We start from the raw sequence: 24698 nt of genomic DNA on the forward strand, positions 1-24698 counted from the left end.
CACACGGTCACAGTTGAAGTGGGTCATCCGCCCTCACACCCCGGCCGCCGGGACCGCCAACCTGCTTGCCAGGCAAGGCCCCCACCGAAAGGCGACCAGGCGACCATGACCGACCCCGTGAGCCGGACGATCCTCCTGCTCGACATCGAGAAGTACAGCGACCGGGACGACGTCGAGCAGGCCTATCTGCGGCGGATGCTGTATGACATCACCGACCGCGCACTGGAAACCGCCGGCATCGACGAGCGCCTCCGCCTGCGCGCGGACCGCGGCGACTCCGTCATGGAGCTGATCGACGCCAACGCCTCGGTCACCGCACTCCTGCGCGCCCTGCTCACCGAGGTCCCCGCCCAGCTCCGGGCGGTCAACCGGATGGCCTCCAGCTCCGCCCAGATCCGGCTGCGGGGCGTGGTCGCCACGGGGTACGTCGCCGTGGACGAGCACGACGGCTGGGTCGGCTCGGACCTGAACCACGCCTGCCGCCTCCTCGACGCCCAGCTCCTGCGCACGGCCCTGCGCGAGCGGGCGAACGACTTCGCCCTGTGCGTCTCGGAGGGCGTCCACACCGGAATCGTCCGCCACAGCCACCCCGGCATCCCGGCGGAGGACTTCCACCCGGTGACGGTGGACAGCAAGAACGGACCCCTGCGGGCCTGGCTGCACGGCCCGGTACCGCAGGGCACCGAGGACCACAGTGAAAAGGGGGGAACCCCGGCGCCGGGCGACTCGGGGGAGAGCCCGGCGCCGGGGGCGGCGGCCGCGGCGGGGCCGGGCAGGCCGGCCGGCCCCGCCGCCCCTGCCCGGCCCGCCGCCCCTCCCGGCAGCGTCGTCTTCAACTTCAACGGCGGCTCCCCCAGCTTCGGCGGCAGCCTCGTCAGCGGGGACCAGCACGGCGTCTCCGGCGGCCAGGTCACCGGCGACGTCAACCAGGGCGGGTCCGGGGGTGAGTCGGCGTGACGGTCCCCCCACCGCCGGCGCCGGCCACCGACGACGTACCGCGGCAGGAACCGCACCCGGCCGCCGAGGACGAGGAGCAGGAGCGGACCCAGGAGGCCCGGGCCGCGCAGCGCGAACTCGTCGCGCACACCCCGGGGTTCATCTTCAGCGAGGCCGCGTCGTTCGGCGGCAGCCTGGTCGGCGGCGCCCAGCACGGCGTGTCCGGCGGCATCGCCCGTGATGTGTTCATGGGCGGCAAGACGGAGATCCACCACCACACAACGGCGGCGGCCTCGGCGGCCTACGCCTCCGGGGAGATCCCGCGGGCGGACCTCGACGCGCTGTCCGCCGTCTTCGTCGAGAGCCCCGCCTTCGCGTCCGCCCTGGCGCGCCTGCGCGTGGAACGCGTCCTCGTCCTCGCCGGCGCCCACGCCACCGGCCGCAACGCCGCGGCGCTGATGCTCCTGCACCGCCTCGGCGTCCCCGCCGTGCACGCCCTCTCCTCGGAGACGAGCCCCGCGGGTCTCGCGGCCCAGCTCGCCGCTCCCGGCGGCCATGTCCTGCGCGACCTGCCGCTGAGCCGCAACCGGCCGCTGCGGGATCCCCATCTGCACGCGGCCCGCGACCAGCTCAAGAAGGTCGACGGGTATCTGGTGGTGACCATCGAGAACTCCCCGTTCCTGCTGGGTGCCACTCCTGCCCGGTGGGAGCAGCCGGAGCCGGCCGCCGTGCTGCGCGCGCATCTGGCCGACCACCGGCGCGGCGAGGACATCGAGGGCCTCCTCTCCCTCGGCCCCGTTCGGGACTTCCTCTCCCGCGGCGCCCACCGGCCCGCCGAGGCCGCCAAGTTCGCCGTGGAAGTGGCCGGCTACGACGGCAGCGAGGAAGCGGCGGCGCGCCTCGCGGATTTCGGGCAGGCCGCGGTGGAGCAGCAGTGCCGGGAGTGGCTGAGCGACCCCGAGGCCACCCTGCGGGACAAGGCGTTCCTCATCTCGCTCGCCGTCTTCGACCAGGCGCCTTACGTCCTCGCAGCCGAGCTCGCCGACAAGCTGTACGTGCACTTCCAGCGGCTTCAGCATCCCGAACAGCCCCCGGAGATCCCGGTGTTCGGACTCGCCGCCGAGACCCGTCTGGAACGGGCGCGGGCCGAGGGCGAGGTCCGGGACGAGGCGACCGAGTGGGGCCCGGTGCCGCAGTTCACGGCGTACTTCCGCAAGGAGAACACCCCGAGCGTCCTGCTCACCGAGGTGTGGACCGGCCACCCGTCGGCCCGGCCCGCGCTGATCGCCTGGCTGAAGGAGCTGGCCCGTGACGGCCGCCCGGTCGTACGGACCCGGGCCGCCGCGGCCACCGCGCTGCTCGCGCGAGCCGACCTGCCCTCGGCGGTGGCGCTGCTGATTGACGGCTGGGCCGTCTCGAAGTCGTTCGGCCCCCGGGTCACCGCGGCGAACACGCTCACGCTCGCCCAGCTCCTCGACGCGCCCGTCGTGCTGCGCCTGCTCACCCAGTGGTGCACGGACTCCCATTGGGCCCGCCGCTGGACCGCGATCCGCGCCTTCGGGCTGCTCACCCCGCTCCGCCCCGACCTGACGGGTCCCGCGCTGAGCGCGCTCGCCGCCCGTGCCCGTGCCGGGGGCAGCAGCCCCGCCGAGGCGAACAACTTGATCGAGTCCACGGCCCTGCTGCTCTCGGTCGGGGTCCGGCGTGGCGAGATGCTCTCCGAGCTGGTGGGTCTGCTCCACCACGACACCGCGTCGGTCCGCGCGCTCGCGCTGGCCGCGTTCGTCCGCGCCTGCGACAACGACGAGGAGGACGCGCTCGTCGAGTGGTACGCCGCCACGGGCATGTACGAGCCGGACTCGGCCCGCGATCTCGCCACCCTCTGGCGCACCGCGCTCGGCGACCGCGCGCACACCCGCGGCGCCCTCGACGCCCTACACACCTGGGTGTACGTGGCCGAGCACCGCGCGGACACGGCGCGGGCGCTGGAGTATCTGCTCCCCGCCCTGGTCGTGACGGCCGACGACCACAAGCGCCTCAACCACGAGCTGCTCAATCTGCGCGCCCCCGACGGCGGCCCGCGCCCACCGATCGCCGACCGGCTGATCGGCGCACTGACCCCCTCCACCGCAGAGCCATCGAGGAGTTGAACCATGGCGGAGTTCCGCCGTCAGCCGGAGTGGCAGCAGGACGCCAACCGGCACAGCACACTGATCGACCCTGTGCTCACCGTGCGGCCGATCGCCCGCTTCGACTACACCGCCAGACGACCGGTCACCGCGATCGACCACGCACTGGTCTTCGTCACCGCCAAGGGCTCGTACGACGTCTACGTCCCGCCGCACCGGCCGAGCCGCTCGGACGCGGCGACCCGCCGCTACACGTCCGTGTACGAGGTGGACATGGGCAGCCATCCGGTGCAGCTGGACCTGGAGCTGCCCAGCGACGACGACGCGTTCTCCTTCGGCGCCACCGCCGATCTGACCTGGCGGGTCGCCGATCCGATCGCGTACGTGGCGAGCGGCGAGCGTGACGTGCCCACCCGGCTGACCCGCGAACTCCACCAGTTCGCCCGGCCGGTCAGCCGGCGCTTCCCCATCGAGGACAGCCCGTCGGCCGAGCGCGCGGTCCAACAGGCCGTGGAGACGGGCGGTTTCGCCGCGGGCATCGGCCTCGCCGTGACCTGTGTCGTACGACTTCGCCTCGACGACGAGGCGATCGCGCACCGGCGGCGGCAGCGGAGCCTGCGCTACGAGTCCGAAATGCTCGACCCCGAGCACGAGTTCCGGCTGCGCCAGGCCCGGCAGCAGCACGAACTGGAAGTCCTGCGCCAGCAGCAGCACCACCAGCTGACGACCGAGAAGATCAACTTCTACCAGTACCACCTCCAGCACGGCGGTGTCGGCGCCTGGGCGGTGCACCTCGCCCAGCACCCCGAGGACACCCAGCTGGTCGTCGGCTCCATCCAGAAGGATCAACTGTCCTTCATCAAGGGCGAGTTGGAACTGATCGCCGGGGACTCGCTGGAGGACTTCCAGAAGGCGGAGTCCGCCCGCTCCATGCTGCCGAAGATCAACGACCTGATCCAGCAGCAGGCGGCGCCGGAGCAGAGCGCGCTGCCCCCGGGTGCGACGCCCGGACAGCCGTACATACCGCCGCAGCCGCCGTACCCCGGCCAGACCCCGCCTCCACCGACGGCCCAGCCGCCGTACGACTCCGCACCGCAGTACCAGCCACCGGCGCCGTACGCGGCCACTCCCTACAGTCAGCCGCAGGCGGCGGCCGGGCCGTACACCCAGCCGCCCGCCCCGCATGCACCGGGCGCTCCCTACGGCGGGCCCCCTTCGCCGCAGGCGCCGGCCGCCCCGTACGCCCAGCCCGCACCGCCCTACGCGGCCACGGGCCCCGCTCCCGCCGTACCCCCGGCTCCGGGCGCCGCCGAGCCCGGCGTACCACCGCAGGACTCCCCCGAGGCGGGGTCCGCGTGACCACCACCCCCGACACCCACGCCGGCGCCCGAACCGCCGAGCGGCTGCTCACCGAACTGCGGGGCGAGATCGCCCGGGCCGACAGCAAGGCGTCCGTGCTGGTGGCGGCGCTCGGCATGACGGCGGGGGTGTTCAGCGGACTGCTGGCCGGGCGGGGCTGGACGCCGAGGGAACTGTCCTGGGCCAGCACCGCCCTGTGGTGGGCCGGAGCCGCCTCCCTGGCACTCTCCCTGTTCGCGCTGCTCCTCGCCGTACTCCCCCGCTACCGCAACGGCTCCTGGGCCCCAGGGCAGCCGCTGTGCTACTTCGGCGACATCCAACAGGCCGTACGTGAAGGCCGGTTGGCCGCCGCGCTCGCCGACACCGACCGCGACCCCGCCGCCGGACTCACGGCGGCCCTGACCGAGACCAGCCGTATCGCCGCCCGCAAGCACCAGTGGATCCGCACCGGTCTGATCGCCTTCTGCACCGGCACGGCGCTGCTGCCCACCGCGCTGCTCATCGGCTGACGTCCCCACCCGAAGGAGCCCCAGATGTCCCAGCCACCAGGCCCCGCGTATCCGGAACCCCAGTACCCGGGCGCGACCCCGCCGCCGCAGTACCCGGGTGCCGCCGCTCCCACGCCGCCGCCGTACCCCGGCGCCACGACTCCGCAGTACCCGGAGCCGCAGTACCCGGGCACCGCCGCCGCACCCCCCTCGTACCCGCAGGCCACCCCCGCCCAGCCCCAGTACCCGGCGGCCCCACCCGCCTACCCCGGCCCGGCCCCGCAGTACCCCGGAGCCGCGGCCCCGTACCCGGGCCCCGCCCCGCAGTACCCGGCTCAGCACCCGCAGCCGGCCCCCTTCGTGCCGCGGCAGTCCGTCGCCCCCGACGACCTCGACTACCGCCACCAGGGCCGCCGCATGCACGTGGCGGCCCACCAGCGCGGCGCGGACGCCACCGCCATAGGCCAGCTGGCGACCCAGGTCCCGAGCCTTCTGGTGAGCCTCGCGGTGGTCGCGGCGGTCGCCGTGGCGATGTTCGGCACGGCTGTGGGATGGCTCGTCGTCCTGGCCTGGCTGGCCTCCGGCGCGCTCGTCTTCCACCGGCCCACCGAGCTGCTCTTCGCCCGGCGCGCCTTCAGGCTGCGAGCACCGCTGGCGACGGAGCGGGCCCGCCTGGAGCCGATCTGGCGCGAGGTCACCGCACGCGCGGGCATCGAGGCGGTCACGTACGAACTGATGGTGGAGAACAGCGAGGACCTGAACGCGTCCGCGGTGGCCGGGCACGTCGTCGGGGTCACCACGTACTCGCTCAACAAGATCCCGAGCAGTAACCTCGCCGCCGTACTCGCCCATGAACTCGGCCATCACGTCGGCGGTCACGCCTGGGCGGGTCTGCTCGGTTACTGGTACTCGCTGCCCGGCCGGATCGCCTGGGCCCTGACCCGGGGACTCGCCAGGATCGCGATCGCCGTCGCCAGTGTCTTCTCGGCGGCCGCGACGGGGATTCTCATCCTCTTCATGGGGGCGTTCGTGGTGATGGGCTTCCTCGTCGCCTGGTACATCACCATCCCCCTCGTGATCGCGCCCTACCTGCTCGCCTACGCGGGCCGCCTGGGCGAGCTGCGCGCCGACCAGCAGGCCGCCGCCCTCGGTTTCGCGACCGAGATGGTCCAGGTGCTGCACCACTTCCAGGCGGAGGAGGACGCCGCGAAGGCGTATGCCGCCGCGCGGGGCAAGAAGCTCAAGGAGCCGGGCGGCCTGGCCAAGCTCCTGACCACCCATCCCGACAACATCACCCGCATCCGCGCCCTGGAGCCGTACCTCCAACTGCCGCGCTGACAAACGCTGAAGGGCGGTCACCCCGAACCCGGGGTGACCGCCCTTCAGTTACTGCGAAGCGACTCGCTCACTGGTTGTACGGACCGTAGTCGTAGTCCTCCAGCGGGACGGCCTGGCCGGAGCCGGTGCCGAACGGCGAGTAGTCGATGTCGTCGTAGCCGACGGCCGAGTACATCGCGGCCTTGGCCTCCTCGGTCGGCTCGACCCGGATGTTGCGGTAGCGGGACAGACCCGTACCGGCCGGGATGAGCTTACCGATGATGACGTTCTCCTTGAGGCCGATCAGGGAGTCGGACTTGGCGTTGATCGCCGCGTCCGTCAGAACCCTGGTCGTCTCCTGGAAGGACGCCGCCGACAGCCACGACTCGGTCGCCAGCGAGGCCTTGGTGATACCCATCAGCTGCGGACGGCCGGAGGCCGGGTGGCCGCCTTCCTGGACCACACGACGGTTCTCGGTCTCGAACTTCGAGCGCTCGACCAGCTCGCCGGGCAGCAGCTCCGCGTCGCCCGACTCGATGATCGTCACCCGGCGCAGCATCTGCCGGATGATGATCTCGATGTGCTTGTCGTGGATCGACACACCCTGCGAGTTGTAGACCTTCTGGACCTCGCCGACCAGGTGGACCTGGACGGCACGCTGACCCAGGATGCGCAGCACGTCGTGCGGGTTGGTGGCACCCACGGTGAGCTTCTGGCCCACCTCGACGTGCTCGCCCTCGGACACCAGGAGCCGGGCACGCTTCGAGATCGGGAACGCCGTCTCGTCGCTGCCGTCGTCCGGGGTGACGACGAGCTTCTTGGTCTTCTCGGTCTCCTCGATCCGGACGCGGCCGGAGGCCTCGGAGATCGGGGCGACACCCTTCGGCGTACGAGCCTCGAAGAGCTCGACGACACGGGGCAGACCCTGGGTGATGTCGTCACCGGCCACACCACCGGTGTGGAAGGTACGCATCGTCAGCTGGGTACCGGGCTCACCGATGGACTGGGCGGCGATGATGCCGACCGCCTCACCGATGTCGACCAGCTTGCCGGTGGCCAGCGAACGGCCGTAGCACATGGCGCAGGTGCCGACGGCGGACTCGCAGGTCAGGACCGAACGGGTCTTGACCTCCTCGATGCCGTGCTTGACCAGCTCGTCGATGAGGACGTCGCCGAGGTCGGTGTTGGCCGGGGCCAGCACCTTGCCGTCGACGGTGATGTCCTCGGCCAGCGCACGTGCGTACACGCTGGTCTCGACGTTCTCCGCCTTGCGCAGGACACCGTCCGCGCCGCGCTCCGCGATGTGCAGCTTGAGGCCACGGTCGGTGCCGCAGTCCTCCTCGCGGATGATGACGTCCTGGGAGACGTCGACCAGACGACGGGTGAGGTAACCCGAGTCGGCGGTACGCAGGGCCGTGTCCGCCAGACCCTTACGGGCACCGTGCGTGGAGATGAAGTACTCCAGCACGGACAGGCCCTCACGGAACGACGCCTTGATCGGACGCGGGATCGTCTCGTTCTTCGCGTTCGACACCAGACCACGCATACCGGCGATCTGACGCATCTGCATCATGTTGCCTCGTGCACCCGAGTTCACCATCATGAAGATCGGGTTGGTCTTCGGGAAGTTCTCGTTCATGGCCTCGGCAACCTCGTTGGTCGCCTTGGTCCAGATCGCGATGAGCTCCTGCGTGCGCTCGTCCTTGGTGATCAGACCGCGCTCGTACTGCTTCTGGACCTTCTCGTCCTGCGCCTCGTAGCCCTTGACGATCTCCTTCTTCGCCTCGGGAACCACGACGTCGGAGATGGCCACGGTGACGCCGGAACGGGTCGCCCAGTAGAAGCCGGAAGCCTTCAGGTTGTCGAGCGTCGCCGCCACGATGACCTTGGGGTAGCGCTCGGCGAGGTCGTTGACGATCTCGGAGAGCTGCTTCTTGCCGACCTCGTAGTCGACGAACGGGTAGTCCTCGGGCAGCAGCTCGTTGAAGAGCGCGCGGCCCAGGGTCGTCCGCAGGCGGAAGGTGTCACCCTGCTGCCACTCCGGCTCGCCCTCCTCCTGCGCCGGCGGGGTCCAGCCGCGCGGCGGGATGGTGCCCACCGGGAAGCGGATGTCCACGCGCGACTGCAGCGAGAGCTCGCCGGCGTCGAACGCCATGATCGCCTCGGCGACGGACGCGAAGGAGCGGTCCTCGCCCTTCACGTTCCGCATCTCACCGTCGGTGGTCAGGAAGAACAGACCAAGGACCATGTCCTGGGTCGGCATCGTGACCGGACGGCCGTCAGCGGGCTTGAGGATGTTGTTCGAGGACAGCATCAGGATGCGGGCCTCGGCCTGCGCCTCCGCGGAGAGCGGCAGGTGGACGGCCATCTGGTCACCGTCGAAGTCCGCGTTGAACGCGGTGCAGACGAGCGGGTGGATCTGGATGGCCTTGCCCTCGACCAGCTGCGGCTCGAAGGCCTGGATGCCGAGGCGGTGCAGCGTGGGCGCACGGTTCAGCAGAACCGGGTGCTCCGCGATGACCTCTTCCAGGACGTCGTACACGACCGTGCGGCCGCGCTCGACCATCCGCTTGGCGCTCTTGATGTTCTGCGCGTGGTTCAGGTCGACCAGGCGCTTCATCACGAACGGCTTGAAGAGCTCCAGCGCCATGGCCTTGGGCAGGCCGCACTGGTGCAGCTTCAGCTGCGGACCGACGACGATCACGGAACGCGCGGAGTAGTCCACACGCTTACCGAGCAGGTTCTGACGGAATCGACCCTGCTTACCCTTCAGCATGTCGCTGAGGGACTTCAGCGGACGGTTGCCGGGGCCCGTGACCGGGCGACCACGACGGCCGTTGTCGAAGAGCGCGTCGACGGCCTCCTGAAGCATGCGCTTCTCGTTGTTCACGATGATCTCGGGGGCACCGAGGTCAAGGAGTCGCTTCAGACGGTTGTTGCGGTTGATCACACGGCGGTACAGGTCGTTCAGGTCGGAGGTCGCGAAGCGGCCACCGTCCAGCTGCACCATCGGACGCAGGTCCGGCGGGATGACCGGCACGCAGTCGAGCACCATGCCCTTGGGGCTGTTGCTGGTCTGCAGGAACGCGGAGACGACCTTGAGGCGCTTGAGCGCACGGGTCTTCTTCTGGCCCTTGCCGGTACGGATGATCTCGCGGAGGCGCTCGGCCTCCTCCTCCAGGTCGAAGGACTCCAGGCGCTTCTGCAGCGCCGCGGCGCCCATCGAACCGTCGAAGTACGTGCCGAAGCGGTCACGCAGCTCGCGGTAGAGGAGCTCGTCGCCCTCGAGGTCCTGGACCTTGAGGTTCTTGAAGCGGGTCCACACCTCGTCGAGACGGTCGATCTCGCGCTGCGCACGGTCGCGCAGCTGCTTCATCTCACGCTCGGCACCTTCGCGCACCTTGCGGCGCACGTCGGCCTTGGCGCCCTCGGCCTCCAGCTCGGCCAGGTCGGTCTCGAGCTTCTTGGCGCGGGCTTCGAGGTCGGCGTCGCGACGGTTCTCGATCTGCTGACGCTCGACGGAGACGTGAGCCTCCAGCGAGGGCAGGTCGCGGGTGCGGCGCTCCTCGTCGACGTACGTGATCATGTACGCCGCGAAGTAGATGACCTTCTCCAGGTCCTTCGGAGCGAGGTCGAGCAGGTAGCCGAGGCGCGACGGAACGCCCTTGAAGTACCAGATGTGGGTGACGGGAGCGGCCAGCTCGATGTGGCCCATCCGCTCACGACGCACCTTGGCGCGAGTGACCTCGACGCCGCAGCGCTCACAGATGATGCCCTTGAAGCGGACACGCTTGTACTTACCGCAGTAGCACTCCCAGTCCCGGGTCGGACCGAAGATCTTCTCGCAGAAGAGTCCGTCCTTTTCGGGCTTGAGGGTGCGGTAGTTGATGGTCTCGGGCTTCTTGACCTCGCCGTGGCTCCACTGACGGATGTCGTCAGCGGTGGCCAGACCGATCCGGAGCTCATCGAAGAAGTTGACGTCGAGCACTATGCGTCAATCCCTCTCAGGGTTGTAAGTCTTAGGGGTCTGATACGGGGGTCCTGGGGCCGGACGGGGGCTCATTGCCTTTTAGGGCTGAGCCCCCGTACCGGACTCCCGTCAGACCTCTTCGACGCTGCTCGGCTCGCGCCGGGACAGGTCGATGCCGAGCTCCTCCGCCGCGCGGAAGACGTCCTCGTCGGTGTCACGCATTTCGATGGACATACCGTCGCTGGACAGCACCTCCACGTTGAGGCAGAGAGACTGCATCTCCTTGATGAGCACCTTGAAGGACTCGGGGATGCCGGGCTCGGGGATGTTCTCGCCCTTGACGATGGCCTCGTAGACCTTCACGCGGCCGGTGACGTCGTCGGACTTGATGGTCAGCAGCTCCTGGAGGGCGTACGCGGCGCCATAAGCCTCCAGCGCCCACACCTCCATCTCACCGAAGCGCTGGCCACCGAACTGGGCCTTACCACCCAGCGGCTGCTGGGTGATCATCGAGTACGGACCGGTCGAGCGGGCGTGCAGCTTGTCGTCGACCAGGTGGTGGAGCTTCAGGATGTACATGTAGCCGACCGAGATCGGCTCCGGGAACGGCTCGCCGGAGCGGCCGTCGAACAGCGGTGCCTTACCGGTCGGGAGCACCATGCGCTCGCCGTCGCGGTTCGGGATCGTGTGCTGCAGCAGACCCGCGAGCTCGTCCTCACGCGCACCGTCGAAGACGGGGGTGGCGACGTTGGTGCCCGGGGCGACCTGGTCGGCCTCGATGGCCTGCAGGCGCTGCGCCCAGTCGTCCGCGAGGCCGGAGACGTCCCAGCCGCGGCTGGCGAGCCAGCCGAGGTGGATCTCCAGGACCTGTCCCGGGTTCATTCGGGACGGGACACCGAGCGGGTTGAGGATGATGTCGACCGGAGTTCCGTCCTCGAGGAACGGCATGTCCTCGATGGGAAGGATCTTGGAGATGACACCCTTGTTGCCGTGACGGCCGGCGAGCTTGTCACCGTCCGTGATCTTGCGCTTCTGCGCCACGTAGACACGAACCAGCTGGTTCACGCCCGGCGGCAGCTCGTCGCCCTCTTCACGGTCGAAGACGCGGACGCCGATGACCTTGCCGGTCTCGCCGTGCGGCACCTTCAGCGAGGTGTCACGGACCTCGCGGGCCTTCTCACCGAAGATCGCGCGCAGCAGGCGCTCCTCCGGGGTCAGCTCGGTCTCACCCTTGGGGGTCACCTTGCCGACGAGGATGTCGCCGGCGATGACCTCGGCACCGATGCGGATGATGCCGCGCTCGTCGAGGTCGGCGAGGACCTCCTCGGAGACGTTCGGGATGTCCCGGGTGATCTCCTCGGGACCGAGCTTGGTGTCACGGGCGTCGACCTCGTGCTCCTCGATGTGGATCGAGGAGAGGACGTCGTCCTGCACGAGGCGCTGCGACAGGATGATCGCGTCCTCGTAGTTGTGACCCTCCCACGGCATGAACGCCACGAGCAGGTTCTTGCCGAGCGCCATCTCGCCGTTCTCGGTCGCCGGACCGTCGGCCAGCACCTGGCCGGCGACGACCCGGGCGCCCTCGTCCACGACGACCTTCTGGTTCACAGAGGTGCCCTGGTTCGAGCGGGAGAACTTCGCGAGGCGGTACGTGGTGTACGTACCGTCGTCGTTGGCGGTGGTGATGTAGTCCGCGGAGACCTCCTGGACCACACCGTCCTTCTCCGACTTGAGTACGTCACCGGCGTCGACGGCGCAGCGGTACTCCATGCCGGTGCCGACGAGCGGCGCCTCGGACTTAATCAGCGGCACGGCCTGACGCATCATGTTCGCGCCCATGAGGGCACGGTTGGCGTCGTCGTGCTCGAGGAACGGGATCATGGCGGTCGCGACCGACACCATCTGGCGCGGCGAGACGTCCATGTAGTCGACGTCGTCACCGGGGACGTAGTCGACCTCGCCGCCACGGCGGCGAACCAGGACGCGGGACTCCTCGAAGCGGAGCTCGTCCGTCAGCGGCGCATTGGCCTGCGCGATGACGAATCGGTCCTCTTCGTCGGCCGTCAGGTAGTCGACCTCGTCGGTGACGACGCCGCCGGTGACCTTGCGGTACGGGGTCTCGACGAAACCGAACGCGTTGACCCGGCCGTAGGAGGCGAGCGAGCCGATCAGGCCGATGTTCGGGCCTTCAGGGGTCTCGATCGGGCACATGCGGCCGTAGTGCGACGGGTGCACGTCACGGACCTCGAAGCCGGCCCGCTCACGGGAGAGACCACCCGGGCCAAGAGCCGACAGACGGCGCTTGTGGGTGAGACCCGACAGCGGGTTGTTCTGGTCCATGAACTGCGACAGCTGGCTGGTGCCGAAGAACTCCTTGATGGAGGCGACGACCGGCCGGATGTTGATCAGGGTCTGCGGCGTGATCGCCTCGACGTCCTGAGTCGTCATGCGCTCGCGGACGACGCGCTCCATACGAGCCAGACCCGTGCGGACCTGGTTCTGGATGAGCTCGCCGACGTTGCGCAGACGACGGTTGCCGAAGTGGTCGATGTCGTCGGTCTCGACGACGATCGAGGTGCCGTTGTCGCCAACGGTCTCGGTCTCACCGGCGTGCAGCTTCACCAGGTACTTGATCGTCGAGATGATGTCCTCGACGGTCAGGATGCCGGCGTCGAGCGGGGCGTCGCCGCCCAGCTTCTTGTTGACCTTGTAGCGGCCGACCTTCGCGAGGTCGTAGCGCTTCGGGTTGAAGTAGAGGTTCTCGAGCAGCGTCTGCGCGGCCTCACGGGTCGGGGGCTCACCCGGACGCAGCTTGCGGTAGATGTCGAGCAGCGCGTCGTCCTGGCCCTGGGTGTGGTCCTTCTCCAGGGTGGCGCGCATCGACTCGTACTCGCCGAACTCCTCGAGGATCTGCTCGGTCGTCCAACCGAGAGCCTTCAGGAGAACGGTGACGGACTGCTTGCGCTTGCGGTCGATGCGGACACCGACCATGTCGCGCTTGTCGATCTCCATCTCCAGCCAGGCACCCCGGGACGGGATGACCTTCGCGGAGAAGATGTCCTTGTCGGACGTCTTGTCGATGGAGGAGTCGAAGTAGACACCCGGCGAGCGGACGAGCTGCGACACCACGACACGCTCGGTGCCGTTGATGACGAAGGTGCCCTTGTTGGTCATGAGCGGGAAGTCGCCCATGAAGACCGTCTGGGACTTGATCTCGCCGGTCTCGTTGTTGGTGAACTCGGCGGTGACGAAGAGCGGGGCCGCGTACGTGAAGTCGCGCTCCTTGCACTCGTCGATGGAGTTCTTCGGGGGCTCGAAGCGGTGGTCGCGGAACGTCAGGGACATCGACCCACTGAAGTCCTCGATCGGGGAGATCTCCTCGAAGATCTCCTCCAGACCGGACTTGGTGGGGACGTCCTGTCCGCTGTCCAGAGCCGCCTCGACACGAGCCTTCCACGCGTCATTGCCGAGCAGCCAGTCGAAGCTCTCGGTCTGCAGCGCAAGAAGGTTCGGAACCTCGAGGGGCTCCTTGATCTTTGCAAAGGAGATGCGCAGCGGGGCGGTGCTGGCGCCGTTGTTCGTATTCGCGGTCGAGGCAGTGCGCGAGGCGGCCAAGAGGGGGTCCTTCCGAGGGCTCGGACTCACTACGCGCGTACCGGTCCCATGTTGGACACAGAGAGAGGCCGCTCCCGATATGGCCGAAGAAGGCCAGGTCAGGGACGATTCAATCGTCGGTGCTCAAGCATGGGCATGCCCCTGGTGACGGGCAGGAGGCAGCTAACAGGCAGCGCAAAGGGTCAGTGTAGCCACTCGGCCCACTGATGTCCAGTCCCGGTTTTTTGAGACCCTCGTTGTTCTCAACACCTGCGGCAAGCCACGCCCTCAATGCACATCGATACTGCCCTCTTCGCCGTCGATCCATGCCTCGGATCCGGATCGTTGTGACGACGCGTCCTGAGAATTGCGCGCTGCGTGCGGTTCGTCAAGGCCCCCCATGCCCAAAGCAAGTGCCGCGAACGTCACGTGCAACCTGTCTTGCAGCCCGTCTTGCAGCCCGTCACGGGCTCGGCCGGAGGCGCAACGAAGATCACCATACTCGTCGCCACCGACAGTGCAAGGCAGCCGCCGCCGGACCCCCTCCAACGCCGAAGAGCGACCACCCAGATGGGTGATCGCTCTTCGGTGCGTCAGCGTTACAGCGCTACGAGAGCGGCTGTATCAGCTCGCGAGGGAGCCCTGAGCGGGCTCCTGGGACTACTTGACCTCGACGGAGGCGCCGGCGCCCTTGAGGGACTCGGCGGCCTTCTCGGCGGCGTCCTTGGCGACCTTCTCGAGGACCGGCTTCGGAGCGCCGTCCACGAGGTCCTTGGCCTCCTTCAGACCCAGGGAGGTCAGCTCACGCACGACCTTGATGACCTGGATCTTCTTGTCGCCGGCGCCGGTGAGGATGACGTCGAACTCGTCCTGCTCCTCAGCGGCCTCGGCCGGGGCGCCGGGGACGGCGGGGCCGGCAACGGCGACGGCCGCGGCGGCGGTGACGTCGAACTTGTCCTCGAAGGCCTTCACGAACTCGGAGAGCTCGATGAGGGTCATCTCCTCGAACTGCGCGAGCAGGTCTTCCTGGCTGAGCTTCGCCATGGTGGGCGATCCTTCCACTAATTCGGCTGGTGCCGGATGTACATGTTTGGCGGGCGTACGTTGGCCCGCTACGACCACTGCCTCAGGCGGCTGCGGTCATTTCGCGAGCCGAATTACTCGGCACCGCCCTGCTCGGCCTGCTTGGCACGAAGAGCGTCCACGGTGCGGACGAGCTTCGACGGGAGCGCCTGGAAGACCTGAGCAGCCTGAGTCTGCTTGCCCTTGAAGGCGCCCGCCAGCTTGGCGAGCAGAACCTCGCGGGACTCGAGGTCCGCAAGCTTCTTGATCTCGTCGGCGGACAGCGCCTTGCCGTCAAGGACACCGCCCTTGATGACGAGGTTCGGGTTGTCCTTGGCGAAGTCACGAAGACCCTTCGCCGACTCCACCGGGTCACCGGTGACGAAGGCAACTGCCGTCGGACCGTTGAACAGGTCGTCGAGCGTCGAGATCCCGGCCTCGTTGGCCGCAATCTTGGTCAGCGTGTTCTTCACCACGGCGTACTGGGCGTTCTCACCGAGCGAACGACGCAGCGTCTTGAGCTGCGCCACGGTGAGACCCCGGTACTCGGTCAGCACAGCGGCGTTCGAGCTGCGGAACTGCTCCGCGAGCTCGGCTACCGCGGCAGCCTTGTCGGGCCTTGCCATAGAGCGTCGGCCTCCTTCCGGGTGATGACGACCGCTCGGAAGGGGCTGGGGAAAACGAAACGCCCCGGCGCAGGCGCACGGGGCGTAGCTCGACCGGTACGTCCGCAAGCTGGGCAAGCGAACACCGGGAGCACATCCACAGTCACCTACGCGGGTCGTCCGCAGTTTCAGCGGATCCTTCGGCCGCCCTGCCCTCTTGCGAGCACAAGGCAACGACCAGCGGTCTTTGGCTTCTGGAGAACAGTACGTGAATGGGTCACTGTCAAGCAAATCCGCTCTGCGGAGCCTCGGGCTCGACGGTGCCTCGGCTCAGCCCTGCTGGGCTTCCTTCATCATCTGGGCGAGGTCGGCGGTGTCCTTGGCGGGCGGAGCCTTGACCGTCACCGGCTTGTTGAAGTCGAGGAAGGTGATGGTCATGTCGAGCTTGCCCTTGTCGGCATCGCCCCGCATGCGGAACTGCTTGGTGTGGTCGTCGCCGTCGATCCACATGTCCATCGTGAGCGCGTCGATGCCCATCTTCTCGTACTGATCGAGGCTCTTCTCCCGCTTCTCACGGGTGGCCTTGTCCTTGCCCTTGAGGGAGTCGCGGAAGTCCTTGAGGGTGACCGTCCCCTTGTAGTGCGTGGTCTTCACGCCGTCGACGGTCTCGCTTCCGACCTTCTTCACGTCCTTGGAGCCGGTGAGGAAAGTGGACTCGGTGGCCGGATTCTTGTCGGCCTGTCCGGCGCCCAGCTGGTCGGCGTTCAGCTGCTTGTCCGCCCCCAGCGCGGACATGTCGAACTTGATCCAGCTCTTTCCGTCCATCTCCTTGGCGACCTGAGCGCCCCCGCCGATGTACATCGCCTTGTCGACGAGCCGGATCTCCACCTGGCCGTCGGTGGCCTGGTCCTCGGCCCTCATCTTCATGCTCATGGCCAGCGGCTTCATGCTCATCGCCGCCTCACCGCTGACGCGGCCCTCCTCCGGGACCTGGCCGGTCATCCGGTAGCGGAGGGACGTGATGTCCTCCGTCTTCTTCGCCGCCTTGGCCACGGCCGCGGCAGGCGTCATCTTCGGCGATTCCCCCGCGTCGCTCTTCGTACACGCGACGGCACCCCCACCGAGGACCAGGGCGGCGAGCGTCGCGCCCGCCGCTCTGTGCCGAACGGTGCCACGTACAGAAAACTCCATGATCCCCCCCAGGGAACGGATGATCGATTCACAGCAGGCTGGAAGTTCACAGCACGGCCGAGAGCGTATCCCAGGGGTTTCAGGTGGTCTCCTGAATTCTCGTGGGACTCAGGAGGTGGTGCCGCCCGTGTTGCCCTGCGACTTCAGCAGGTCCTTGAAGTCGGCGGTGTCGCCCGCCGGGGGCTCCGTGGCGGAGACCTTCACCCCGTAGTCGCTGTAGTACGCGGTCGAGGACATGGTGCCGGTCGACAGCTCGCCCTTCTCGACCTTCTTGACCAGCAGGTCGTCGCCGTTGACCCAGATGTCGACCTTCTCGGTGCTGACGCCGGCCGCTGTGAGCTGCTTCTTCAGGTCGGCCAGCTGGCTCGCGCTGAGATTGGAGGTCTTGGTCGCCAGGTCCGCGACGTCCACCGTGCCCGAGTAGTGCGTGGTCTTCTGGCCGCGCACCGTCTCGTCGCCGACCTTCGTCACGTCGCCGGAGGCCAGCAGGAGCTTCACCGACTGGTTCGGCGTCGTGTTCTGCATCTGGTCCTTCAGGTACGCGCCCGAGCCGCCGCCCAGCTTCGCCAGGTCGTCGTAGGCGTACTTGATCCAGTGCTTGCCACCCGACTGCTGGGCGAACTTGTCGCCCATCTTCGCGTAGTAGGCGTCGGGCAGATAGCGGGCCTGCATCGACGTGCTGCCCGTCTGACGCATCGTGTCGGCCATCGTGCCGCCTGTGTACGTGATCGTCATGGTGCCGGTGAGACCGTCGGCCCAGCCCATGACGCCGTCCGCCTTCATGGACATCATCGTGCCCATGGTCGTCGTGGACTCGACCTTGGCGGAGTCGGCGTTGTCGGTGGACTTCTCGGCGGAGCGCAGGGCGGCTATGGGGCTGACGTGCGTCGTGCCCTTGTGTCCCGCCTTGTCGTCCTGGCCGGAGCTCCCCGAGCCGCCGGAGGAGCTGCAGGCGGCCACCCCCGCCAGAGCGGTCGTCAGCGCGATCGAGAGGGTCACGCGGCGCACGGTCGTGCTCTTCATTCGTCCCACCCCTATGCGAATTCTGTGATCTGCACGCTAGCGCAGCCCACTGACACCCGTATCCGGATTTGATGTCCGCACACAGGGACGGGCCCCGCACCTCGAAAGGTTGCGGGGCCCGTGTCAAAAACGCGTACGCGACGCGGTCACCGGGGTGAGCGGGAGGCTCAGACGGCGGCCGGGTCCTCCTCGACGAGGAGGTTGCGGGTGCGGTTCGGGTCGACCGGAATGCCGGGGCCGATCGTGGTGCTGATCGCGGCCTTCTTGATGTAGCGACCCTTGGCGGCCGACGGCTTCAGACGAAGGATCTCGTCCAGCGCGGCGCCGTAGTTCTCCACCAGCTTCGTGTCGTCGAAGGACGCCTTGCCGATGATGAAGTGCAGGTTCGAGTGCTTGTCGACGCGGAACTCGATCTTGCCGCCCTTGATCTCGGTCACGGCCTTGGCCACGTCCGGGGTCACGGTGCCGGTCTTCGGGTTCGGCATCAGACCACGCGGGCCGAGGACGCGGCCCAGGCGGCCGACCTTGCCCATGAGGTCCGGGGTGGCGACGACGGCGTCGAAGTCCAGACGGCCCTTCGACACCTCGTCGATGAGCTCGTCGGAGCCGACGATGTCGGCGCCCGCGGCGCGTGCGGCCTCGGCACGGTCACCGGTCGCGAAGACCAGGACCCGGGCGGTCTTACCGGTGCCGTGCGGGAGGTTCACGGTGCCACGGACCATCTGGTCGGCCTTGCGCGGGTCGACACCCAGGCGGAAGGCGACCTCGACGGTGCCGTCGAACTTGGTCGTGGAGGTCTCCTTGGCGAGACGGACGGCCTCGAGCGGGGCGTAGAGCTTCTCCCGGTCGACCTTGGCGTCCGCAGCGCGGAGAGACTTGCTGCGCTTGCTCACTACTGCTCCTGATGTGTTCTGAGGAGTCGTGGTATGGGCCGAGCAGGCCCTGCCACGGTTTCTACGAAGGTGGAGGTCAGCCCTCGACCGTGATGCCCATCGAACGGGCGGTGCCGGCGATGATCTTCGCGGCAGCGTCCAGGTCGTTGGCGTTCAGGTCGGGCATCTTGGTGGTGGCGATCTCGCGGACCTGCGCCTCGGTGATCTTGGCGACCTTGGTCTTGTGCGGCTCGCCGGAGCCCTTCTCGACACCCGCGGCCTTGAGGATCATCTTGGCGGCCGGCGGCGTCTTGGTGATGAAGGTGAAGGAGCGGTCCTCGTAGACCGTGATCTCCACCGGGATGACCCAACCGCGCTGCGACTCGGTCGCGGCGTTGTAGGCCTTGCAGAACTCCATGATGTTGACGCCGTGCTGGCCCAGCGCGGGGCCGACCGGCGGAGCCGGGTTGGCGGCACCGGCCTGGATCTGGAGCTTGATAAGCCCCGTGACCTTCTTCTTCTTGGGAGGCATTCCGGGTCCTCTTTCGTTTTCGCCTTCCTACGTCCGAGTCGCCCCGGACGGCTGCCCTCAACCGAGCCAATGATCCGGATGGAGGCATACCGCACAACGATAACGGGTATCCTTGCGCGGCCAAAAACCGAGCAGGTCAGACCGGCTACGTGAGCCCGTCTGACCTGTTCGGAAGACGTACGTCCAGAAGGAGTTAGTTCTTCTGGATCTGGTCGAAGGAGAGCTCGACCGGGGTCTCGCGGCCGAAGATCTCGACGAGGCCCTTGACCTTCTTCGAGTCGGCGTTGATCTCGTTGATGGTCGCCTGCAGCGTCGCGAACGGGCCGTCGGTGACGGTGACCGAGTCGCCGACCTCGAAGTCCAGCACCTGGACCTCGACCTTGCGCTGCGGAGCGGGCTTGCCCTCGGCCTCGGCGGCCTCGCGGGCGGCCTTCTCCTCGGCCTCCGGGGCGAGCATCTTGACGATCTCGTCCAGGGTCAGCGGGTACGGGTCGTAGGCGTTGCCCACGAATCCGGTGACACCGGGGGTGTTGCGGACGACGCCCCAGGACTCGTTCGTCAGGTCCATGCGGACCAGGACGTAGCCCGGGAGCTTGTTCTGCTTGATCGTCTTGCGCTCGCCGTTCTTGATCTGCGCGACCTCTTCCTGCGGCACCTCGGCCTGGAAGATGAAGTCCTCGACGTTCAGCGAGACGGCGCGCTGCTCGAGGTTGGTCTTCACGCGGTTCTCGTAACCGGCGTATGTGTGGATGACGTACCACTCGCCGGGGAGCGTGCGGAGCTCCTCGCGCAGGGCGGTGACGGGGTCGACGGGCTCGGCCTCTTCTTCGGCCTCGGCCTCGTCGGCGATCTCGGCCTCGACGGCGGGGGCCTCCTCGGAGACGTCCTCGTCCTCGACGTCCCCACCGGACTCGTCCTCGACGTGCAGGGCCGCTTCTTCGGCAGGCTCGCCGGCGGCGGCGTCGGCAGCCTCGACCTCGTCCTCGACGTCCGCGCCCTCGACGATGTCGAGCTCGTCGTCAACGGACTCGACCGACTCGCTGGCGTCGTTCAGGTTCGGGTCAGACACGGTGGCTGCTTCTTCCTGGATACATGGGGGTGGAACACGCGAAAGGGGCGCCGGTGACGGCGCCCTTCGCTCTCGGCTCAGCCGAAGACGTACTTGGCGGCGTGGTTGAGCCCATAGTCAATCACGGTCACCAGGGCGATCATGATGACGACGAAGACAATTACCACTGTGGTGTACGTCGTCAGCTGATTGCGAGTCGGCCAGACAACCTTGCGGAGCTCCGCGACGATCTGGCGATAGAAAGTGGCAAGGCGCTTCAGCGGGCCCTTCTTGGCACGCTTACCGCCCTTGCGGGCCTTCTTCTTGGACTCGGGCGCCTCGGCATCAGGCATGTCGATGGAGCCCACGGCGTCCGTCACTCGTCCTCACCTGATTCCGGGTCGTGGCCGTGCCGCGCCCGGTTGAGCCGCACGGCGATGCATTTCAGTACGTACATGCGCACACATCCTGGCGAAAGGAGTGTGTAGCAGGGCCGGAGGGACTTGAACCCCCAACCGCTGGTTTTGGAGACCAGTGCTCTACCAATTGAGCTACGACCCTTTGATTTCCCCCAACGTACCGCATCCGCCCGAGTGCTCGGTGTGCACCGGGTGAGTGCGGCCGGTGAAGGCCAACGAGGTGAGAGTGTACGTGGTCCTGAGCCGGTCGTCGAACAGAAAGTGTCCGTACGGGCCTTGTCCGCCGAAGATCGACTGGTGAGCCGTCCGGATCCGGACGGATGTTCTGCCGATGTTCAGTCTGTGAAACCCGCGTGCCGGGGGCGTTTCCAGTCTGAAACGATGGGACCCATGAGCGCTGCAATCCCTCCCACCGAGCGCCGGGTCTCCGCCCGAGTCGGCGCGATCTCCGAGTCCGCCACCCTCGCCGTGGACGCCAAGGCCAAGGCCCTCAAGGCCGCCGGGCGTCCGGTGATCGGCTTCGGCGCGGGCGAGCCCGACTTCCCGACCCCGGACTACATCGTCGAGGCCGCCATCGAGGCGTGCAAGAACCCGAAGTACCACCGCTACACCCCGGCCGGCGGCCTGCCCGAGCTGAAGGCGGCGATCGCCGCGAAGACCCTGCGCGACTCCGGCTATGAGGTGGAGGCCGCCCAGGTCCTGGTCACCAACGGCGGCAAGCAGGCCATCTACGAGGCCTTCGCCGCGATCCTCGACCCGGGCGACGAGGTCATCGTCCCGGCGCCGTACTGGACGACGTACCCGGAGTCGATCCGCCTCGCCGGCGGTGTCCCCGTGGACGTCGTCGCGGACGAGACCACCGGCTACCGCGTCTCGGTCGAGCAGCTGGAGGCGGCCCGCACCGAGAACACCAAGGTGCTGCTGTTCGTCTCCCCGTCCAACCCGACGGGCGCGGTCTACACCCGAGAGCAGATCGAGGAGATCGGCCGCTGGGCCGCCGAGAAGGGCCTGTGGGTCCTGACCGACGAGATCTACGAGCACCTCGTCTACGGGGACGCGGAGTTCCACTCCCTGCCCGTGGTGGTGCCCGAGCTGCGCGACAAGTGCATCGTCGTCAACGGTGTGGCCAAGACATACGCCATGACCGGCTGGCGCGTGGGCTGGGTCATCGGCCCCAAGGACGTCGTCAAGGCCGCGACCAACCTGCAGTCGCACGCCACCTCGAACGTGTCGAACGTGGCCCAGGTCGCCGCGCTCGCCGCCGTTTCGGGCGACCTGACGGCCGTCGCCAAGATGCGCGAGGCCTTCGACCGCCGCCGCAAGACCATCGTGCGCATGCTGAACGAGATCGACGGCGTGCTCTGCCCCGAGCCCGAGGGCGCCTTCTACGCGTATCCCTCGGTGAAGACCCTCATCGGCAAGGAGATCCGCGGCAAGCGCCCCCAGGACACGGTCGAGCTGGCCGCGCTCATCCTGGAGGAGGCCGAGGTCGCGGTCGTCCCGGGCGAGGCCTTCGGCACGCCGGGCTACCTGCGTCTGTCGTACGCCCTCGGTGACGAGGACCTCGTCGAGGGCGTCAGCCGGATCCAGAAGCTGCTGGCGGAAGCCCGCGACTGACGTTTTCGCGTTCCACGCACCTGTGCGGGCCGTTTCCCTTCGGGGAAGCGGCCCGCTTCTTCGTGCGAGCAAGACCACTAACGGGGAAAGCGCTACCGGGACGGCAGGAACGTACGGCAGGATCCTGGAATGGAGCGCGTACGTGATCTCTCTGAACTGCCGAAGGCCCATCTGCACCTGCACTTCACCGGTTCGATGCGGCACACCACCCTGCTGGAACTGGCCGACAAGCACGGGATCCATCTGCCCGACGCACTGACCAGCGCGGAGCCGCCCAAGCTGCGGGCGACCGACGAGCGGGGCTGGTTCCGCTTCCAGCGGCTGTACGACGCGGCGCGGTCGTGCCTCAGAGACCCCGAGGACATTCGGCGACTGGTGCGCGAGGCCGCCGAGGAGGACCTCAAGGACGGCTCGGGGTGGCTGGAGATCCAGGTCGACCCGACGTCGTACGCGCCTCGTCTGGGCGGTCTGATCCCGGCTCTGGAGATCATCCTGGACGCGGTGGACACGACCTCGCGGGAGACCGGCCTCGGGATGCGTGTCCTGGTGGCCGCGAACCGCATGAAGCACCCGCTGGACGCACGTACGCTGGCCCGCCTTGCGGTGCGGTACGCGGACCGGGGCATCGTCGGCTTCGGGCTCTCGAACGACGAGCGGCGGGGCATGGCGCGGGACTTCGACCGGGCCTTCGCGATCGCGCGGGAGGGCGGGCTGCTGTCCGCGCCGCACGGCGGCGAGCTGACCGGACCGGCCTCCGTCCGCGACTGCCTGGACGACCTGGGCGCCGCACGGATCGGCCACGGCGTGCGCGCCGCCGAGGATCCTCGGCTGCTCAAGCGCCTCGCGGACCGCGGGGTGACCTGTGAGGTCTGTCCGGCCTCGAACGTCGCCCTGGGGGTCTACGAGAAGCCGGAGGACGTCCCCCTGCGCACGCTCTTCGAGGCCGGCGTCCCGATGGCTCTCGGCGCCGACGACCCGCTGCTCTTCGGCTCCCGCCTGGCCGCCCAGTACGAGATCGCCCGCCGCCACCACGGCTTCACGGACGCCGAACTGGCAGAGCTGGCCCGGCAGTCCATCCGCGGCTCGGCCGCCCCGGAGGACGTTCGCGCGAAGCTGCTGGCCGGGGTCGACGACTGGCTCAGCGGCCCGGCCGCTTGAAGTGGGCGTACGGCGGATACGGCTGGAAACCGATGGCGACCTCCGGGCTGCGCCAGGTGTCCGGGTCCTGCTGCAGCTCGCCGGAGATCGAGGTCACGTAGGCCGCCTTGCCCTTGACCACCCCCTTCCGGCGCGGTCCCCAGCCCGCCGCGTACGAGAAGGCCATGGCCGCGGAGGCGAAGACGTCGCGGCTGCCGATCAGGAAGAACGTCCGCGCGTGCGTGCTGTGCCGCAGCCAGTCCCGCGTGTCCGGCCGGTCGCACCGCCGCTGCCAGGCCGCGGCGTCGCGCGCGGTGCGGGCCTCGTCCGTGCGAACGGTGAGCGGGGTGCTGTGCGCCAGCCTGCGGCGCAGTTCCGGCCATTTGCTGGGGCGCAGGCCCGCCGAGTGATGGACCAGGACGAGGTCGACGAGGTCGTCGCAGCCCGCGTAGGGCGGCGGCCCGTCCCGTAGGGGCACATGCACGATCGTGTGCCTGGAGTACGCCGCGAACGAGAACAGGCCCGCGAGCCGGTTCAGCCCGTCGTGGTCGCCCATCAGCACGCCGTACGGGTCCGGGTCGCGGAGCGAGGTGTGGCGCAGCGGTGTCCAGGGCTGTACGACACGGTGTTCGTGCGGGCCGGTGCGAGGTCTGAACTCGCGGAGTCTCAGCCGCATTTGGGACGCCTCATGGCCCCAGAGTGATCGTCAGGCCGGGCCACCGGCAAGCGAAATACCGCGCAGGAGCGTGCGGGCGAGTGCGGGAGCGAAGGTGTCCACGGGAGGCGGCTTGCCCTCCGCCGTCGCGTCGTACGCAAAGGCGCGCTGTGCGCAGGCACCCATGAGCAGCGACGCGGCCGCGAAAGTGTCGGCATAGGGGTGGACGCGCCCCGCCTGCTGTTCCGCGCGCAGATACGCGGCGACCCCCCGGATCGGCATGTGGGCACCCGCACCCATCTGCCTCATGGCCTCGTCGTGGCGGCGCTTGAGCTGCGTCTCCGCGTACAAGGAGGCGGCGATCGGAAAGCTCTGCTCATAGAAGAGGGCCGCCTGGCGGGCGATCTCCGTGAGGTTCTCCTCGACGGTGTGCTTCTCCGGCTCGGACATGAGCCTGTCCAGTAGGGGGCCCAGTGTGGGCAGCCGCTCCTTCAGGACGCGGATGAACAGCTCTTCCTTGCTCGCGAAGTATTTGTAGAGCGCCGCCTCCGAGCAGCCCGCCGCCCTGGCGATCTCTTTCGTGGTGGTGCGGGCGAGGCCGACGGTGAGCATGAGCTCGTGCGCCGCGTCGAGGATCCGGATCCGGGCCGGTTTCTGCTGCATGCGAGGCAAGGATTCCATGGCCGGTCCAATCAAGCTTGACGGGTGGGTGAGTACTTACTCACTCTAGAGCTAAGCACGGGT

19 protein-coding genes and 1 tRNA gene are annotated in these 24698 nt (G+C 68.4%); 7 read left to right on the forward strand and 13 right to left on the reverse strand.

The window, feature by feature from the left end; translation table 11 throughout:
* The first annotated feature begins 105 nt into the window (after positions 1–105).
* The 5 genes from ACZ4RZ_RS04155 to ACZ4RZ_RS04175 are packed head-to-tail and all read left to right on the forward strand — an operon-like array spanning position 106 to position 6250.
* Positions 106–957, forward strand: a complete 852-nt coding sequence (locus tag ACZ4RZ_RS04155; RefSeq protein ID WP_467741753.1) for a hypothetical protein — start codon at positions 106–108, stop codon at positions 955–957.
* Positions 954–3086: a hypothetical protein gene (locus ACZ4RZ_RS04160; protein ID WP_467741754.1), complete on the forward strand. Its 2133-nt coding sequence runs from the start codon at positions 954–956 to the stop codon at positions 3084–3086. The genes ACZ4RZ_RS04155 and ACZ4RZ_RS04160 overlap by 4 nt, the downstream gene beginning before the upstream one ends.
* Positions 3087–3089: 3 nt before the next feature.
* Positions 3090–4424 carry a PE-PGRS family protein gene (locus ACZ4RZ_RS04165; protein WP_467741755.1) on the forward strand — a complete coding sequence of 445 codons (1335 nt, stop codon included), beginning with the start codon at positions 3090–3092 and terminating at the stop codon, positions 4422–4424.
* Positions 4421–4933 (forward strand): Pycsar system effector family protein, encoded by a 513-nt coding sequence (locus ACZ4RZ_RS04170; protein WP_467741757.1) that lies wholly within the window; start codon positions 4421–4423, stop codon positions 4931–4933. The genes ACZ4RZ_RS04165 and ACZ4RZ_RS04170 overlap by 4 nt, the downstream gene beginning before the upstream one ends.
* Positions 4934–4957: 24 nt before the next feature.
* A complete protein-coding gene (locus tag ACZ4RZ_RS04175) occupies positions 4958–6250 on the forward strand; it encodes a M48 family metalloprotease (protein ID WP_467741759.1) in 1293 nt (430 codons plus the stop codon).
* Positions 6251–6317: 67 nt separating this feature from the next.
* On the opposite strand, the gene ACZ4RZ_RS04180 is transcribed toward ACZ4RZ_RS04175, so the two are convergent.
* The 11 genes from ACZ4RZ_RS04180 to ACZ4RZ_RS04230 form a co-directional block, all read right to left on the reverse strand.
* Positions 6318–10217 (reverse strand): DNA-directed RNA polymerase subunit beta', encoded by a 3900-nt coding sequence (locus ACZ4RZ_RS04180; protein WP_467741761.1) that lies wholly within the window; start codon positions 10215–10217, stop codon positions 6318–6320.
* A gap of 111 nt (positions 10218–10328) precedes the next feature.
* Positions 10329–13814: a DNA-directed RNA polymerase subunit beta gene (rpoB, locus tag ACZ4RZ_RS04185; RefSeq protein WP_189190357.1), complete on the reverse strand. Its 3486-nt coding sequence runs from the start codon at positions 13812–13814 to the stop codon at positions 10329–10331.
* Positions 13815–14453: 639 nt separating this feature from the next.
* Positions 14454–14837, reverse strand: coding sequence for a 50S ribosomal protein L7/L12 (rplL, locus tag ACZ4RZ_RS04190; protein WP_467741763.1), 384 nt, complete (start codon positions 14835–14837; stop codon positions 14454–14456).
* A gap of 113 nt (positions 14838–14950) precedes the next feature.
* Entirely contained in the window at positions 14951–15481 is a 531-nt protein-coding gene (gene rplJ / locus ACZ4RZ_RS04195) for a 50S ribosomal protein L10 (RefSeq protein ID WP_037680489.1), read from the reverse strand.
* Positions 15482–15790: 309 nt separating this feature from the next.
* Positions 15791–16651, reverse strand: a complete 861-nt coding sequence (locus ACZ4RZ_RS04200; RefSeq protein ID WP_467741765.1) for an SCO4651 family lipoprotein — start codon at positions 16649–16651, stop codon at positions 15791–15793.
* Positions 16652–16759: 108 nt separating this feature from the next.
* Positions 16760–17674 carry an SCO4651 family lipoprotein gene (locus ACZ4RZ_RS04205; protein ID WP_467741767.1) on the reverse strand — a complete coding sequence of 305 codons (915 nt, stop codon included), beginning with the start codon at positions 17672–17674 and terminating at the stop codon, positions 16760–16762.
* A gap of 167 nt (positions 17675–17841) precedes the next feature.
* A complete protein-coding gene (gene rplA, locus ACZ4RZ_RS04210; protein WP_467741769.1) occupies positions 17842–18567 on the reverse strand; it encodes a 50S ribosomal protein L1 in 726 nt (241 codons plus the stop codon).
* 76 nt (positions 18568–18643) lie between these two features.
* Complete coding sequence (gene rplK / locus ACZ4RZ_RS04215) at positions 18644–19078, reverse strand: 50S ribosomal protein L11 (RefSeq protein WP_028805116.1); 435 nt, start codon at positions 19076–19078, stop codon at positions 18644–18646.
* Positions 19079–19271: 193 nt separating this feature from the next.
* Positions 19272–20147: a transcription termination/antitermination protein NusG gene (gene nusG, locus ACZ4RZ_RS04220; RefSeq protein WP_467741771.1), complete on the reverse strand. Its 876-nt coding sequence runs from the start codon at positions 20145–20147 to the stop codon at positions 19272–19274.
* A gap of 77 nt (positions 20148–20224) precedes the next feature.
* Entirely contained in the window at positions 20225–20506 is a 282-nt protein-coding gene (secE, locus tag ACZ4RZ_RS04225; protein WP_189190363.1) for a preprotein translocase subunit SecE, read from the reverse strand.
* 108 nt (positions 20507–20614) lie between these two features.
* Positions 20615–20687, reverse strand: a tRNA-Trp gene (locus ACZ4RZ_RS04230).
* Between the two features lie 248 nt (positions 20688–20935).
* Here ACZ4RZ_RS04230 and ACZ4RZ_RS04235 point away from each other — a divergent pair.
* Both ACZ4RZ_RS04235 and ACZ4RZ_RS04240 read left to right on the forward strand, forming a co-directional pair.
* Positions 20936–22162 (forward strand): pyridoxal phosphate-dependent aminotransferase, encoded by a 1227-nt coding sequence (locus ACZ4RZ_RS04235; RefSeq protein ID WP_467741773.1) that lies wholly within the window; start codon positions 20936–20938, stop codon positions 22160–22162.
* A 129-nt stretch (positions 22163–22291) separates the two neighbouring features.
* Positions 22292–23320 carry an adenosine deaminase gene (locus tag ACZ4RZ_RS04240; protein WP_467741775.1) on the forward strand — a complete coding sequence of 343 codons (1029 nt, stop codon included), beginning with the start codon at positions 22292–22294 and terminating at the stop codon, positions 23318–23320.
* Here the strand turns inward: ACZ4RZ_RS04240 and ACZ4RZ_RS04245 are convergent.
* The gene (locus tag ACZ4RZ_RS04245; protein WP_467741777.1) at positions 23301–23975 is read right to left on the reverse strand and encodes a hypothetical protein; all 675 of its coding nucleotides are present in this window, start codon (positions 23973–23975) and stop codon (positions 23301–23303) included. The genes ACZ4RZ_RS04240 and ACZ4RZ_RS04245 overlap by 20 nt on opposite strands.
* Before the next feature lie 30 nt (positions 23976–24005).
* Complete coding sequence (locus ACZ4RZ_RS04250) at positions 24006–24617, reverse strand: TetR/AcrR family transcriptional regulator (protein ID WP_467741779.1); 612 nt, start codon at positions 24615–24617, stop codon at positions 24006–24008.
* Positions 24618–24698 lie beyond the last annotated feature (81 nt).

Source organism: Streptomyces sp. NPDC027189 (genome assembly GCF_055566975.1).